The organism is Bifidobacterium miconis, assembly GCF_019331735.1.
Lineage (GTDB): Bacteria > Actinomycetota > Actinomycetes > Actinomycetales > Bifidobacteriaceae > Bifidobacterium > Bifidobacterium miconis.
In genome coordinates this window covers 1-15,348 of record NZ_JAHBBH010000006.1, presented here as the reverse complement: position 1 = coordinate 15,348, position 15,348 = coordinate 1, and the positions used below count along the sequence as shown (strand labels likewise).

Below are 15,348 nucleotides of genomic sequence, written 5' to 3'. Positions count from 1 at the left end.
CGGTACGACAAAAACCCGGTTTCCGTTCGGAAAACCGGGTTCCAGTCAGCTGGTCTGGTCGCGCACCGCACGCAACGTTAGGCGATCAGCGAGAGCACGTAGTCCTTGATCTCGCCGTCCGCGGCGTTGGCTTCGAAGTAGTCGCGGAACCGCTCCCCCGCGAACGCGCCCTTGACGAGCTCCGGGTCGAGATCCCGGTAGATGTCGACGAGCGGCCGGAACGCGGCCGCGCGCACGCCGTCGAGGATCTTCTTGTTGCGCTGCTCGGGCACCACGCGTTCCTTCGGATAGCCGGTTCCCGGCTCCTCGCACCACAGCTTTTCGAAGATGTATTCGAGGTTGAGCTCCTGCCCCCAGCCGTTCTTGAGCGCGAAGGGGATGGCGATGGCGTTGCCGTCGTTGATCTGCGCGAACGTGTACGCGTCGAGCGGATCCTCGACGTGCCCGCAGATCACGCCCGGGAAGCTGTTGAGCGCGAGCATCGCGCCTTCGCCAGTGCCGCAGCCGGTCACCACGAAGTCGGCGGCGCCGGTGTTGAGCAGCGCGGCGGCGAGGATACCGTTCTGCACGTAGGTGAGCTGCGCGGCGTCGTCGGCCGCGTACATGCCGTAGTTGAACACCTCAAAGCCGTGCGCGTCGGCGACCTTGCGCAGCGCCTGCTCGATCAGCCCGTTCTTAGCCGCCTGCGAATTCTCGTTGATCAAAGCGATCTTCATACAGTCACGTTTCCTTTCCAAGGTTGTCATTGCCTGCCTCATGCCCGGAGCGACGCGGAAGGCGCTCCGTCGCCGCGTTGTTCGTCACTGAGGCTGCTTGCCGATATAGGCGAGGATGCCGCCGTCCACGTAGAGCACGTGGCCGTTGACGAAGTCGGACGCGTCGGAGGCGAGGAAGATGGCCGGCCCCTGCAGATCCTCGGGGGTGCCCCAGCGAGCGGCGGGCGTCTTGGCGACGATGAACGCGTCGAACGGGTGGCGAGAGCCGTCGGGCTGGCGTTCGCGCAGCGGCGCGGTCTGCGGGGTGGCGATGTAGCCGGGGCCGATGGCGTTGCACTGGATGTTCGCCTCGCCGTATTCGGAGCAGATGTTGCGGGTGAGCATCTTGAGGCCGCCCTTGGCGGCGGCGTACGCGGAGACGGTTTCGCGGCCGAGTTCGCTCATCATGGAGCAGATGTTGATGATCTTGCCGTGGCCCTTCCTGATCATGCCCGGAATCACGGCCTTGGAGACAATGAACGGCGCGTTGAGGTCCACGTCGATGACCTTGCGGAAGTCCGCGGCGGACATGTCGAGCATGGGAATGCGCTTGATGATGCCGGCGTTGTTGACGAGGATGTCGATGGTGCCCAGGTCGCGTTCGATGTTCGCGACGAGTCCCGCGACGGCTTCCTCGTCGGTCACGTCGGCGACGTAGCCCTTGACGTCGATGCCGGCTTCGGCGTAGTTCTTGAGGCCGCGTTCGACGGCCGCCTCGCTGATGTCGTTGAAGGCGATCTTCGCGCCGGCCGCGGCGAACGCGGTGGCGATGGCGAAGCCGATGCCGTAGCTGGCGCCGGTGACGAGCGCCACCTTGCCTTCGAGGGAGAATTTGCTCATGTCGTAGCCCATGATGGTTCCTTTCCGCGGGGTGTCCCGCTTGTTGCGTTACGACGGTTGGTGTGATTGTGTTTCTGGTCTCTCGGCTCCCCTTGTCAGGGGAGCTGTCACGAAGTGACTGAGGGGTAGTCGAACCCGTTACATTCCATCCTGCAAAGCAGTAGCTGGCGTGGTCGTGTTCGGTTGGTTTGTGTATGGCTGGCCATCACCGCTCAGCAGTAGGAGACGAGCATTTCGGTGAACGCGAGGATGGTCAGCGACTGTCCGTACGGCATGGCCGCGCGTTCGATGCCGCGGTAGTAGTCGAGATCACTGCCCATGCCGGTGCCGACGGACACGTTGTTGACCTCGCCGTGCTCGCCGATCTGGTCGATGAGCCCGCCGACCGCCCGGTAGGCCATGTCGAGCCAGCGTTCGGACAGGTAGCCGCGGTGCACGGCCTTGAGCACGCCGTACGCGATGCCCGCGGTGCCGGACGATTCGAGGTAGGAGGTCTCGTCGTCGATGAGCGTGTGCCATAGGCCGCTGTCGCTTTGGTGCGCGGCGAGCGCCTCGACCTGTTCCTCGAGCACGGTGGTGAGCCATCGGCGCAGCGCGTCGTCGGCGTCGAGGTGGAGGATGTCGATGATTTCGGGGATCGCCATGGTGGCCCAGCAGTTGCCGCGCGCCCAATGCGCGCCGACGAAGTTGTGCCGCTCGTCGAAGGTCCAGCCGTGGTACCACAGGCCGGTGGCGTTGTCCATGAGGTATTTGGCGTGGATTTCGAACTGGTATTTGGCTTCTTCGACGTATGCGCGGTTGCCGAGCAGCATGCCGATTTTGGCGAGGGGCAGCACGCTCATGACGAGCGTGTCGGCCCACAGCTGGTTGTGGTGGGGCTCGCCGAAGGTGACGTGCTGGAGGCCCTGGCCTTCGGTGCGGGGCATGTCGCGGTACACCCAGCGCGCCCACTGTTCGAGGTAGGGCCGGAGCTTGGGGTCGCCGGTGCGCTCGTACAGGTAGGCCATGGCGAGCAGCGGGGCCATGGTGTTGACGTTTTTGGAGGGCGTGCCTTGGGCGAAGGCGCGTTCGTACCATTGCGTGACGGCGTCGAGCGCGGACTGGGATCCGGTGACCTCCCAGTTGCGGTAGAGGCCGTACAGGCCGATGCCCTGCGGCCAGTTCCATACGTTCCAGCTTTTGTCGTCGATGACGACGTCGCCCACGGTCCACAGTCCGTCGCCGTTGGACACGATGGCGACGAGATTGTCGGACATGGCGTCGATTAGCCCGAGCAGCCGCTCGCGCGTGGCCGGCATCGGTGGAGTGTCCATGATTCCTCATTCCTTGAGTTCGTGGTGGATGGTTCGGAAAGTCGTGTTCCGCGGTCGTTGCGTCTGCTTTCCGTTCCTGCTGATATCATACAACTATTTCCACAAATATGGAAATCATTCCGCAATAATTTGCATTATTTTGCATGATGTTTGCGCAATATCGTCGCCGACCGCAACGTGCCGTCGTATCATGGCAACGTCGCGTCGAACGGTGCCGCATCGACCGTCAGATGTCGCCGTATCGCCGGATCGCGACGCCGATCGCGTCGCCCTTGGTCTCCTCGGTCATCACCGGCAGGTACGGGCGGTACCGTTCGACGATGCGCAGCGCGTCGCCGACGCGCATCACGCCGTCGCCGATGTCGCACATGCGCAGTTCCGTCTGTCCGGGCACCGGGCGGAAGTCCTTGAGGTGCATCGCGACGATGTGCTCGCCGAAGCGCGCGAACGCCTCCTCGATCAGGTTGATCTGCCCCTCGTATGTATCGCCGTCGATGAGCACCGACGGGTCGAGCACGATGCCCATCCACGGCGAGTCCACGTCGGCGATGAGCCGTTCGATGGCGGCGAGGTCGTGGATCGGATGGTTGCGTCCCGGTTCGACGCCCACGATCGTGCCGTAGCGTTCGCCCGCGGCGACGAGCCGGCGGATCACGCCGAGCGCATCCCGGTACGCCTCCTCGGTGAAGTTCTCCTCGGTGTACACGCCGAGCGTTTCGAGCACGGAGCCGGTTTCGCTGGCCACGATCGGAGCGCCGAAGTAGCGCGCGTGGCGCAGGTACGCCTCGAACTTGCGCAGCAGCGGCTCGCGCTGTGCTGGATCGGGGTGGATCATGTTGATGTAGCAGCTGAGCACGGCGATCTGCACGCCCTGTTCGGCCAGCACGCGGCGGAAGTACGTGCCCATGCCGGGGTTGATTTCCCGCTCGCCGCTGGGCAGGTCGGGAAACAGCGCGTTGAGCGCGAACTGCACGTTGTGCGCGCCGGTCGCCGCGATGGCGCGGGCCAGATCCTCGGGCGTGCCGTCGAACGGCACGTCATGGCCCCTGACTCCGAAGTTGATCATGTCCGCCTCCTTGTGGCTGTGCGGTGGCCGTGCAGCGACCATGCACGGTGGGCCGTGCGGTGGCCGTGCACGGTGCCGGCCCGTGGCTGTCCGCTCCGGCACGGCATCGCCGCCGCGCCGCCCGGGCACCGCCCGATTGCCCCCACGCTATCCCCGTCCGCCGCTCCCCCGCGAATTTGTTGCCACAAGTTCCACTTTCTCCCTTCCATTTCCCGCAAATCACAGCGCCCCACTCTCCCGCCGCCGGGTAGGGACTGAACATATGGGCCCTTCGCATTGTGGTGTGTATGAGCTGCGCGGTGATTGTGCGGTCCGAGGTATCGGAATCGCGCTGTCGCGCGATGCTGTGCTGTCAGCGGCAGCGACAGCTGCCGCCAAGACAAGTGTTCAACGCGCTGCAATGCTGGCGGTAGCCTCGGCCCCCTCGGCTGAGGGGGCTGTCGACCAAAGGTCGACTGGGGGAGCGTCGCGGCACGTTAGTGCCGCCAACAACACAGCATCGCGCGCAGCGCGATTCCAATACCAGAGCCGCACCACCCTCTTATCGCATGGCAATTCTTGCTGCCACCACCCGGTCGAGCTCCATGCACACCTCATGGAACATGCGATCCACCTGATCGTTCGCAAACCTCACCACCAGCAGGCTTGCAGCCTCCAAGTCCCGGGTACGAATGGCATCCTTTTCCCGCTGCTCCAACGTGTATCGGCATCGCGCTGCGCGCGATGCCGTGCTTGTTGGCAGCTGCGCCGTGACGCTCCCCCAGTCAGCCTGCGGCTGACAGCCCCCTCAGCCGAGGGGGCCGAGGCTCCGCCAGCACCGCAGTGCGTTGAACACATACGAGCGCGGCGGCCGAGCCGCTGCAGGAAACATGGCATTGAGTGCGAGCGCAATGCCGATTTTCATTGCGCGGCAACACAGCATCACGCGGCAGCGTATTGCCGATGCCATCAGACGACCGCCCCTACACGTCAAAACACGAAGAACCGGTATATGCTGAGACGCACCGTCGGATTTGCGAAAAGGAGATGCCATGGCCCGGCTGCTGCTGGTCGAGGACGAGGATCGCATGGCGCAGGCCGTCGCCGAACTGCTGCGCCGGGAAGGCCACGAGGTCGACGTGTGCGGCGACGGCGAGGCCGGCGCGCAGGCCATCCGCGAGCGCCCGTATGACGCGATGATCCTCGACGTGATGCTGCCGGGCCGGTCAGGCACGAGCCTGGCCGCGATGACGCGCGAGCTGGGACTGGCCACGCCGATCATCATGCTGACCGCGAAGACTTCGGTGGACGACAAGGTGACCGGCCTGGACTCGGGCGCGGACGATTATCTGACCAAACCGTTCGCGGTACCGGAACTGCTGGCCCGCGTGCGCGCACAGCTGCGCCGGGTCGGCGCGCTGGACGGTCCGGCCGCCCGCACGAGGCCGCGCACGTTCGCCGATCTGTCGTGGGACACGTCGTCGCTGACGCTGCACTGCACGGCCAGCGGCCAATCCGCAACGCTCAGCCAGCGCGAATCGGCCCTGTTCGAGACGCTGCTCGACCATCCCGGCCAGGTGCTGTCGCGCGATCAGCTGCGTGCGGCCGCATGGCCGCAGGCCGACGGCGGCGACTACAACAGCGTCGAGGTGTACTGCTCGTTCCTGCGCCGCAAGCTCGCGTTCGTCGGATCGTCCGTCCATATCAAGGCGGTGCGCGGACTCGGCTACGTGCTGCGCGACGGAAAGGACGGATGATCATGTCCGCCGAACCCCGACTGTTCCGCCGATCGCGCCGGCGCATCGTCGCGGCGATTCTCGGCGTGCTCGTCGTGCTGGTCGCGGGCATGGTCGCGCTGATCTACTCCACCAGCTATCGCGAAGTGTCCTCGCGCAACGAGCGCATGCTCGAACAGTACGCGTCGGTGTACTGGGAGCACGGTCTGCCCGGCACCGACACTCCCCCGTCCGCCAGCGACTCATGGCCGGCAAACCAACCGCAATCCGAGTCGTCGGCCGACGGCGATTCCGTGCGGCGATCTCCGCAATCCGGGTCAACGTCCGGCAAAGAGACCACGCAACAATCCGCACCATCCACGCCATCCGCAGAACCACCGTCCAGCCAACAGGCTCCGGCCGACCTGCCGGCAACGGACACGTACACGTCGCAAACGTTCTACGCGGTCGTGTTCGACGCCGACGGCAAGGTCAGCGACCATGCCGGCAATTCGTCCGTGGGCGTCACCGAAGACGCGCTCGCCACGGCCGGCAGGTCGATGGCGGCCCGGCATCACGTTACGTGGGCGCATGCGAGCGCAGACCTGAGCGAACCGGATGCAGTCGCCTCAGGATCCCTCGGCCAATGGATGTACCGGATCGAACAGTACGACGGGCGCACGCTCGTGGTGATGATGGACAATACGGTGATGGACGCGAACATGGCCACGCTGATGCGCTACACGGCGGTGTTCGGCGCGGTCGCGTTCATGCTGCTCGCCGTTGCGGCGCATGCGCTCGCACGGCTGATCCTACTGCCGTTGGAACGCGCGCATGCCGAACAGCGGCGGTTCGTCGCCGACGCCGGGCACGAATTGAAGACGCCGGTCGCCACGATCGGCGTGAACACGGAGCTGCTGCGACGCGACGCCGGCGACAGCCCGTGGCTGGACAACATCGAGTTCGAGAACCGGCGCATGGGCCGGCTGGTCGCGCAGCTGCTGGAGCTCGCGCATGCGGAGGCGCGCGCCGAGGCCGGAACGTCGCACGATGACGGCATGGAGCCCGTCGACATGAGCCGACTGGTGTCCGGTTGCCTGCTGGCGTGCGAGCCGGTCGCGTTCGAGCACGGGCTGCGATTCGAGGATCGGATCGACGAACGCGTGCTGGTGCGCGGCGACGAGACGCGGCTCGGCGAACTGGCGTCGATCCTGTTTGACAATGCGATCGATCACGCGCGCTTGGATGCGTCGGACGGCACGACGGACAGCGGCACAGCCGGCGGCGCGTCGTCCGACGCATCAACCGACGCGGCGGACGATGCCGCGGATGACGCAGCGATCGTCGCCGCAACGGATGGCGCGCTCGGCGTCATCCGCGTCACGCTGCATGCGGAGCGCGGCCGGGCGATCTTGCGCGTCACGAATCCCGGATCATTGTCGTCGGAGCAGATCGCCCACCTGTTCGACCGCTTCTACCGCGCCGACGCGGCGCATTCCGGCTCCGGCGACCATTACGGTCTCGGCCTGTCGATCGCGCGCGCGATCGTCGCCGCACACCACGGCACCATCTCCTGCACCAGCGAGGCCGGCCGCGTCATGTTCACCGTCTCCATGCCCGCCGTCTGAACCATTCCGCGTCCCATCTCAACCTAATATGTCGGGTTTACACTGCCGCATTCCTTTTTCTCGGCTCCCCTTGTCAGGACGTTGCCGTGAAGCAAACAGCAGAGCTGTTTGCAGGCAACGTGCGAGCCGACGGGCGAGCCAGTGCAACGCGGGCGCAGCCCGTCCATAATTGCAGGACGAGCTGTCACGCAGTGACTGAGGGGTAGTCAGTACCCACCGCATTAAGTCCGACAAGGTCCTGGCAATGCCGGTTCAATCTTCGTTCAATGTTCGCCACCTACCCTTGCGGCAACGGACGCGGACGGCGTCCCCGAACGCAAAGGAACATCATGACCAGGCATGCAATGCGCCGCAGGATCGCGGCGACGCTGGCGGCGGCGAGCGCACTGTGCGTCGCGCTCGCCGGATGCGCCGGCGGCGACACGGCGTCGGACGCGACGGCCGCATCATCAACCGCAAAGACGGCCACAACCAAGACGACCACCGCCACGGTCAAGGACACGGCGACCAAAACCAGCATCGAAACCACGCTCAACCTCAAGAACAACGCCGATCAGGCGTGGACGTACCAGAGCGACGCCGACGCGTGGGTACTCTCAATCGTCTCGGCCGTCACCAATCCGGAACTGCCCGACCAGCAGGGCGTGTCGGTCGCCGTGCCCGGCGCGTACGTGACCGGCATCGACACGGACGGCGACGGCACGGCCGACACGACCGCGACAACCGCGACCAGCGGCACCGCGGTCAAGGGCTCGCTCATCATCGACTACACGGCCACCGTCACCAGCGAAAACGGGCAGACCTACACCGCGAAAACCGCGCCGATCATCTTCACCACGGGCGCGGCCGGCTACAGCTCGCAGGACAATCAGCTCGCCTCCACGCAGTATGCGTCAAACGGCTACATCGCCATGGCGTCCGGCAATCGCGGCAAGCAGAGCACCGTGACCGATTCCGACGGCAACACGACGTACACGGGCGACGCGCCGCTGTGCCTCGTGGATCAGAAGGCGGCCGCACGCTACGTCAAATACAACATCATGCTCGGCAACCTGCCCGGCGACGCGGACCGCCTCGTCACCACGGGCGGCTCGGGCGGCGGCGCGCACGCCGCGATGTTCGCCGCGACCGGCAACAACGAGGACTACTACGACTATCTGGCCGAGGCGGGCGCGGTCGGCGTGTACAAGACCACGGACGGCGGCTGGACATCGACCGTGACGATCGACGGCACAACGAAGGCGATTTCGGACGGCGCGTGGGGCACCGTCGCGTACAGCGCGATCACGCCGCTCGCGCAGGCCGACATGGCGCTCGCGTTCGAGTACTATCTCGATCCGGATCACGAGTATTCGTCCGATTTTCAGAAGAAGATGGCCGAGTATCTCGCGGCCGAGTACATGGAGTACATCAACGGGCTGGATCTGGCGGTCAAGGAGTCTGCGGTCGGGTTTGATCTCAACGGCGACGGCGACACGAAGGATACGGTCAAGCTCACCATCGAGCATGATTCCGGCAGCAAGTACCAGAGCACGAACGGCTATCACGGCACGTATCTCGACCTGTATCTGGCGGAGTTCGAGCAGAATCTGCAGTGGTACGTCGACAATCTCGACTATGCGAGCGGCTGGACGTGGTTCGACGAAAACGGCGACGCGCTGTCCGACGCCGAAGTCACGGCGATGAGCACGGCGGACAAGGCGACCGCGTTCCTGGAAGGGCGCCATGCGAAGGGCTCGTCCGGCAGCGACGGCATGGGAGGGCCGGGCGGCGCGGGCGACGGTAGCGCTCCCGGTGACGGCAACGCTCCGAGCGGGGAGCCGCCGAGCGGCGAGGCCCCGTCGGACGCGGGATCTGCCGGCCCCGACGGCGGTAACAGCAGCGGCGGTTCATCCCAGACCGAGGTCGTCGGCACGCCGGACGCCGGCACCACGCAGTCGGCGAGCGGCTCGCAGGATTCTGCGAACTACGATTCGTTCTCCGCGATGCTCGCCACGTACGAATCGGACATCGCGAGCGTTGAACAGGGCGACAAGTACGGCAACAACATCGTCGAACTGTACGATCCGCTCAACTACATCGGCGCGGACGGCACGGACGATCCGACGTGGGCGCGCGTGGTGATGGGCGCGTCCGAAGGCGACATGTCGATGTTCGGTTCGCTGAACATGGAGATCGCGTGGCTGAACGCCGGCGTGGACGCGACGATCGAATGGCAGTGGGACGGCGGTCACGTGCCGTCCGAGACGCTGGGCGAATCGCTGTCGCTGACCGTCGACGAAATGGTCGGCAAGTACGACAAGTCGGCCAAGACGATCACCAAGGCGAAGGCCGCGGCCGTGACGGAGAACGGCGACGCGACCGAAGCGACCGGCACGGACATCAGCAGTTGGGTGACGACCAAGAAGTCCTCGAAGACGACGTCCGGCCTGTCCGTCTCGTTCACGCTGGCGGCGGCCGCGGCCTACCGCGCCAAGGGCGCGAGCAAGGCGGTGCCCGGATTCGACGTGATCGACTACGGTCAGGAGGACTACGAGTTCGGCAATGCCACGCAGGATGCGCGGCATTGGGACAAGTACGTGCTCGCCGTGCTGCAGGAGCATGAGGACGAACTGTCCCCGCTGTTCAACGCCGACTGACGATGCGTGCGACGCATGACGATCCCGTGTGCCGACGGAAGTGCGGCATGCGGGACCGTTTCGCGTCGATGACGGCGAACAACGACCACGATAAACGGTCATGATAAACGATCATGATATGAGTGACATCGTTTGCTTAACGATTGGTAATTAGGACACGCCGGGGACGACAAATCATGTGAGCGCTCCCATTGGCAGACTGGGCCGTTCCCGCGGCGGAACAGGCAAAAGCGCCCCTGCGACGTCGCGCAGAATCGATATGCTTTCCTTGTTACAGGAGTCCAGACGTAATGACAAAGGAGCATCATGACCACTCTCGCCGTCGATATCGGAGGCACCAAGATCGCCGCTGCCGTGTGCGATGAAAACGATGCCATTATCCAGCGCTGGCGCGTGCCCACGCCGATGGATGCGGACGCCATCAACGACAACATCGCCAAGGTCTACCACGAGGCGGTCGCCGCCGGGCACCAGATCGAGGCGATCGGCATTTCCGCCGCCGGCAACGTCGGCGCGGACCGCCGCACGCTCACGTTCGCCGCCAACATCCCGGCATGGGTCAACTACGATCTGGCCGAACACGTCGACAAACTCATCGATCACGAGGTGCCGGTCGTCGTCGAGAACGACGCGAACTGCGCCGGCTGGGGCGAATACGTGCACGGCGCCGGCCAAGGCAGCAAGAACATGGTCGCGCTCACCGTCGGCACCGGTCTCGGCGGCGCGATCGTCATCAACGGCGAACTGTTCCGCGGATCGTTCGGCATGGCCGCCGAAATCGGCCACCTGCCGATGGTGCCGGACGGCGACCACTGCGGCTGCGGCCTGCGCGGCTGCGCCGAGCGCTACACCTCCGGCACGTCGCTCGAAAACTTCGCCAAGTCGGCCGTCCGCCGCCGTCCGCAGGACGCCAAGCGCCTGCTGGAACTGTGCGGAGGCGACATCAACAAGCTCGAGGGGCCGATGGTCTCGCAGGCGGCGCAGGAGGGCGACGTACTCGGCCTGTACGCGTTCGGCAAGATCGGCGAATGGCTCGGCCGCACCATGGCCGCCACCGCGGCCGTCCTCGACCCGGACCTGTTCGTGATCGGCGGCGGCGTGGTGGCCGTCGGCGACATCCTGCTCGAACCGGCCCGCTACAACTACGAGCGCTTCCTCGAAGGCAGCGCCTATCGCGGACACGCGAAGATCGTCGCCGCCACCGCCGGCCAGGACGCCGGCCTGATCGGCGCGGCGAACCTCGCCCTGCGCTGATCACACGCTGATCACACGGAACGGACGGGCTGCACGAGGGCGAATCGGGCCGATCGTGCTGATCGTGCCGATCGGACCGATCGGCAGACTTGATGCGCGCCTCATCCGCCCGGTTCCCGTCACCATCCGGTCCCTTCCCTCCGCGCGAGGGAAGGGACCACGTCATATTTACCGGACGATCAGCGGTAATCGTCCCATTCGGGCGACGGGAAAATCATCGGTTCAAGCCCGGCCCACTCGTCGTTCAGCCACTCATCGTGCCGGTCATGCTCGGGCTCGCGCAGCCAGCGCAGCTGCACGCCGTCCATGATTTCCATCGCGCGCCGCACGATCGGCCGCATGCCCTCGTCCCAGCCGCCGATCGCGGCCGGAATGTTCCAGTCGAACGACGAATAGTACCGCCAGATCTCGTCCTGCCGCCCGGCGAATTCGTCGTGCAGCGGATGGTCCGGGTTGAACGATTCGACCTGCAGCACCGAGAACAGCTGCACGAGCATGCGCCGGCGCGAGTTGTACCGCACCAGAAAACGCAGGTACGCGGGGAATCGCAGGTCGTCGGGAGAGGAGCCCGGCAACCCGGATTCCATGAACTCGTCGACATTGCCGGTGGCGTTGTAGTTGTCGCGGTACACCATCGCGAGCAGGTTGTCCTTGCTGCCGATGTAGCGCAGCACGCCCTGCTTGGTCACGCCCACCTCGTCGGCAACGTCCTGAATGGAAATGCCGTTATAGCCGCGCTGCGAGATGAGCCGGACCGCGGCGGCGAGGATCTCACGCCGCCGCTCCTCGGGGTCTTTGCGGACGCGCTTGGGCCGCGGGGTCTGCATGTCAATCGTTGGCATAATGTCCCAGTGTAGCGCGCGAGCGCACCGCGACGGGGACGATCAGCCGACGATCACGGCGAGATTCCAACGGGGCAGCGTCAGCTCGTCGCCGAGCGCGACCGAGTCGCCTTCGCGAATCGGCAGCAGGTCCGTCACGTCGTCGTCGACCAGTCCGTTGGTCGCGATGACCTTCGGCGCGACGACGACTTCGCCCGCCGCGGGAGACGCGAACGTGACCGGCTCGGCGGCATAGTTGAGCAGGTACGTGACCGTCTCCCCCGCCTCGTTGACGCCGCGGCGCACGCTGACCTTGCCGGCGAGCGCCGCCACGGCGGCGTCCGTCGCGTCGGCCGTCGCGGCTCCAGCCGCACCGAATCCGGCAAGTCCGGCGTGCGCGAGCGCTTCGCGCAGCACCGCGCGCGTCGCGTCGGCGTCGAGCATCGTGCCGATCCATTCGGCCGTGCCCTTGCCGAACGCGTGCCGAGTGATGGCCGCGTAGTCCTTCCATGCATAGTGGCCGTAGCACGCGAGCACTTCCGTGGCGGCCGCAGCGCTGGCCGGTGCGCCGACCGGCGCATTATCCGCGACGTCGTCATCGTCCCCGGCCGAGAAGGTCCGGTCGCCGTTCGGCTTGAGCAGTTCGATGAGCTCCTCCGCCTGCACCGCGCGTCCGGCCGTCTCCGCGGCGTCGGCGAGCGGACCGGCGAAATCGACCGTCACACGCCCCTTGGGCGGCGTGAACTGGTTGTAGCTCATGCCGAACACGTCGGTCAGATGGTGCGGCGCGCGGTTGTGCCACACGGTCGTCTCCTCGTCCGCGACGAACGAGCGCAGCGTCGAGACCAAGTGACCGCCGTCGGCCACGTACGCGCGCAGCCGCTCGATCGTCTCGTCGGACGCGTCGTACAGCGCGGGCGTGATGACCATCGCATAATCCGCAAGTCGTTCGGCGGGAGCGTCGGCCGGCACGAAGTCGCATTCCACGTTGAGCTCGAACAGCGCGTCGTACACGCGGCGCACCACGTCGTTGTATTCGGCTCCCCCGCCCCAGCTCGTGCCGGAGGCGATGCGGAAGCCGCCGAGCGCGGTGAGCGCCTCGTTCGACACCATGATCGCGACCGTGTTGCGTTTCTTCAGGTGCAGCAGTCGCTTGGCGATTTCCGGACGCGCGATCTCGCGGCCGAACACGCCGGCCTCCTCGTACGTCGGGTTCGGTTCGAAATCGTGGCTGAGCAGGCCCTTCCAGTACGTTTCGGCCGAATTGTGGATGGAATGCCAGTGCCAGTATTCGACCATGTCCGCGCCGGACGCGAGGTGCGAGTACGCCTGCAACCGCATCTGGCCCGGGAACGGCAGCCAACCGTGGTTGCCCTGCGCCTCGGTTTCGAGCACGAGATAGTTTGCGCCGTCCTTGAGCGAGCGGGTCAGGTCGCCGCCGAACGCGATCTCCTTGCCGGTCAAGTCGTCCTGCGTCGGATGGTAGATGTCGCAGCCGGCGATGTCGAGCGCGCGGGCGGCCTTGAAGTGGTCGACGGCCGGCTGCACGCCGTATGAGCCGCCACGCCAGCCGAAGTCGAAGTTCTGCGTGACGAACTGGTCATCGCGCGCGTATTCGCGCACGATGCCGGCCTGCCACGCGAGGAATTCCGTGACCTGTTCGCGGCGGAAGCGGTCGAATTCGCCGCGCAGCGACTGGTTGATCGTGTTCGTGACGTCGGGGAAGTCCTCCCACGCGTTGATGCGGTTGGACCAGTAGTCGAGTCCGAAGTGCGCGTTGAGCGCGTCGAGGTCGCCGTTGAACTTGCCGTGCAGATACTTGATGAACAGCGCCTGCATGTCCGGGCTGACGGAATCGTAGTACTTGGTCTCGTTGTCGACCTGATAGCCGATCACGGCCGGATGCTGCGCGACGTGCGCGATGAGCTTGCGGATGACGCGCTCCGCGTAGTAGCGGTACGATCCGTTGACGATGTCCATGATCTGACGCGGGCCGTACTTGCCCGGGCCGTGCGGCGTGACGGCGAGCACGTCGGGGTGCATGCGCACCAGCCAGGTCGGCACCGCGTACGTCGGCGTGCCGATGATGACGCTGATGCCGTGACGATGCGCGGCGTCGAGGGCCCGGTCGACGTGGCTGAAGTCGAAGACGCCGGGCTGCGGCTCGCACGTGCTCCACGTCGATTCGGCGATGCGGATGACGTTGATGCCGGCATGGTTCATCATGCGCATGTCGGTTTCGATGCGGTCGAGGCCTTGCGGCATGTATTCGTCGTAATAGGCCGCACCGAACAGAAAATGATCCACGGTCTGTTTGCCCACAATAGGCTCCTTTGCTTGTTCATCAGCCAAACCAAAAAACTTCAACGTTAAAGATTGTAGGGCAATTCTCGCCAAGACACACCTCCTCACGGTGCAGATCACGCGATTCACGGTGCAGATCAAATGATTCACGGTGCAGATCACGCGATGGCATACCACACGTATGTTCCATTCCGTGACGGCCCCGCTCATCACGGGACGGAAAAATCTAAGGATTTTCCATCGCGTGACCGGCTGGTGGGTGCTGGTGGGTGCGGTAAGAGGTCATGCAATGGCATATCCGGCACGGATTCCGTTGCATGACCGAGATGCTCACCCATGGAACGGCAAAAGCCCGTGGTTTTCCGTCCCGTGACCTTCTCATGAGTGCAATAAGGGTCACGCAATGGCATGTAGCCAGTTTTCACCACCATGTGATCGGAACCATCGTCACGGGATGGCAACAATCCGTGAATTTCCATCGCGTGACCGGTTGACGGGCGCAATGGAGGTCACGCGATGGCTTGGCTGACACGGATTCCGTCGCATGACCGAGATGCTCACTCACGGAATGGTAAAAGTCAAGGATCTGCCATCGCGTGACCGCCGGAGGAGTGTGTCAGGGGTTCTGCGTGTGGTGTGTGGGGTGGGGCTGGTGGGTTCTTGGTGGCGGTGGCGGGTTTTGGCGGCGGGGGTTGCTGGTTGTTGTGGTGCGTGTTGGGTTGTTGTTGGATTCGGGCGGGGTCCGGCGTTGTTGTTTGGGTATGTGAAGGGGGCCCGGTGCCGTCATTGGTGTCGGGTTTTTGGCTGGTTGGGTATACGCGAAAGAGCCCAGGGCCGTGCTGTGGATGCGGTTTGGCAATGGTGGTGGATATGGGAGGGGCCCCGGGAGCGTGTGCTCGACCGGGGCCTCTTGTCAAGTTGGATGCGGCGGTGTGCTACTCTCCCACACTCTATCGGGTGCAGTACCATTGCCGTGCCAGGCCTTAGCTTCCGGGTTCGGAATGGAGCCGGGCGTCTCACCTGGGCCATGACCG

The 15,348-nt window shown here is 65.1% G+C and carries 12 protein-coding genes and 1 rRNA gene; 5 read left to right on the top strand and 8 right to left on the bottom strand.

What is annotated here, in order from left to right; all coding sequences use genetic code 11:
• Positions 1 to 77: 77 nt before the first annotated feature.
• From KIH79_RS03300 to KIH79_RS13190, 5 genes are all read right to left on the bottom strand, one after another.
• Positions 78 to 716, bottom strand: coding sequence for an RpiB/LacA/LacB family sugar-phosphate isomerase (locus KIH79_RS03300; RefSeq protein ID WP_219058097.1), 639 nt, complete (start codon positions 714 to 716; stop codon positions 78 to 80).
• 84 nt (positions 717 to 800) lie between these two features.
• A complete protein-coding gene (locus KIH79_RS03295; RefSeq protein WP_274607580.1) occupies positions 801 to 1,607 on the bottom strand; it encodes a gluconate 5-dehydrogenase in 807 nt (268 codons plus the stop codon).
• Positions 1,608 to 1,807: 200 nt separating this feature from the next.
• Positions 1,808 to 2,908 (bottom strand): beta-galactosidase BglB, encoded by a 1,101-nt coding sequence (bglB, locus tag KIH79_RS03290; protein ID WP_219058096.1) that lies wholly within the window; start codon positions 2,906 to 2,908, stop codon positions 1,808 to 1,810.
• 226 nt (positions 2,909 to 3,134) lie between these two features.
• On the bottom strand, positions 3,135 to 3,974 hold the full coding sequence (locus KIH79_RS03285; RefSeq protein ID WP_219058095.1) for a sugar phosphate isomerase/epimerase family protein: 840 nt from the start codon (positions 3,972 to 3,974) through the stop codon (positions 3,135 to 3,137).
• A 541-nt stretch (positions 3,975 to 4,515) separates the two neighbouring features.
• Entirely contained in the window at positions 4,516 to 4,671 is a 156-nt protein-coding gene (locus tag KIH79_RS13190) for a DUF559 domain-containing protein (RefSeq protein ID WP_219058094.1), read from the bottom strand.
• Positions 4,672 to 5,005: 334 nt separating this feature from the next.
• Between KIH79_RS13190 and KIH79_RS03275 the strand changes: the two genes are divergently transcribed.
• The 4 genes from KIH79_RS03275 (at position 5,006) to KIH79_RS03260 (ending at position 11,189) form a co-directional block, all read left to right on the top strand.
• The gene (locus tag KIH79_RS03275) at positions 5,006 to 5,710 is read left to right on the top strand and encodes a response regulator transcription factor (protein ID WP_219058093.1); all 705 of its coding nucleotides are present in this window, start codon (positions 5,006 to 5,008) and stop codon (positions 5,708 to 5,710) included.
• 2 nt (positions 5,711 to 5,712) lie between these two features.
• Positions 5,713 to 7,296: a sensor histidine kinase gene (locus KIH79_RS03270; RefSeq protein WP_219058092.1), complete on the top strand. Its 1,584-nt coding sequence runs from the start codon at positions 5,713 to 5,715 to the stop codon at positions 7,294 to 7,296.
• A gap of 329 nt (positions 7,297 to 7,625) precedes the next feature.
• Positions 7,626 to 9,935, top strand: a complete 2,310-nt coding sequence (locus KIH79_RS03265) for a hypothetical protein (RefSeq protein WP_219058091.1) — start codon at positions 7,626 to 7,628, stop codon at positions 9,933 to 9,935.
• A gap of 306 nt (positions 9,936 to 10,241) precedes the next feature.
• Entirely contained in the window at positions 10,242 to 11,189 is a 948-nt protein-coding gene (locus tag KIH79_RS03260; protein WP_219058090.1) for an ROK family glucokinase, read from the top strand.
• 179 nt (positions 11,190 to 11,368) lie between these two features.
• On the opposite strand, the gene KIH79_RS03255 is transcribed toward KIH79_RS03260, so the two are convergent.
• Positions 11,369 to 12,031 carry a TetR/AcrR family transcriptional regulator gene (locus KIH79_RS03255; protein WP_236023569.1) on the bottom strand — a complete coding sequence of 221 codons (663 nt, stop codon included), beginning with the start codon at positions 12,029 to 12,031 and terminating at the stop codon, positions 11,369 to 11,371.
• A 42-nt stretch (positions 12,032 to 12,073) separates the two neighbouring features.
• On the bottom strand, positions 12,074 to 14,332 hold the full coding sequence (locus KIH79_RS03250) for a beta-galactosidase (protein WP_338023112.1): 2,259 nt from the start codon (positions 14,330 to 14,332) through the stop codon (positions 12,074 to 12,076).
• A 299-nt stretch (positions 14,333 to 14,631) separates the two neighbouring features.
• On the opposite strand from KIH79_RS03250, the gene KIH79_RS03245 reads away from it, so the two are divergent.
• The gene (locus KIH79_RS03245) at positions 14,632 to 14,808 is read left to right on the top strand and encodes a hypothetical protein (protein ID WP_219058089.1); all 177 of its coding nucleotides are present in this window, start codon (positions 14,632 to 14,634) and stop codon (positions 14,806 to 14,808) included.
• A gap of 428 nt (positions 14,809 to 15,236) precedes the next feature.
• Here the strand turns inward: KIH79_RS03245 and rrf are convergent.
• Positions 15,237 to 15,348: ribosomal RNA gene (rrf, locus tag KIH79_RS03240) — 5S ribosomal RNA — on the bottom strand; the annotation flags it as partial.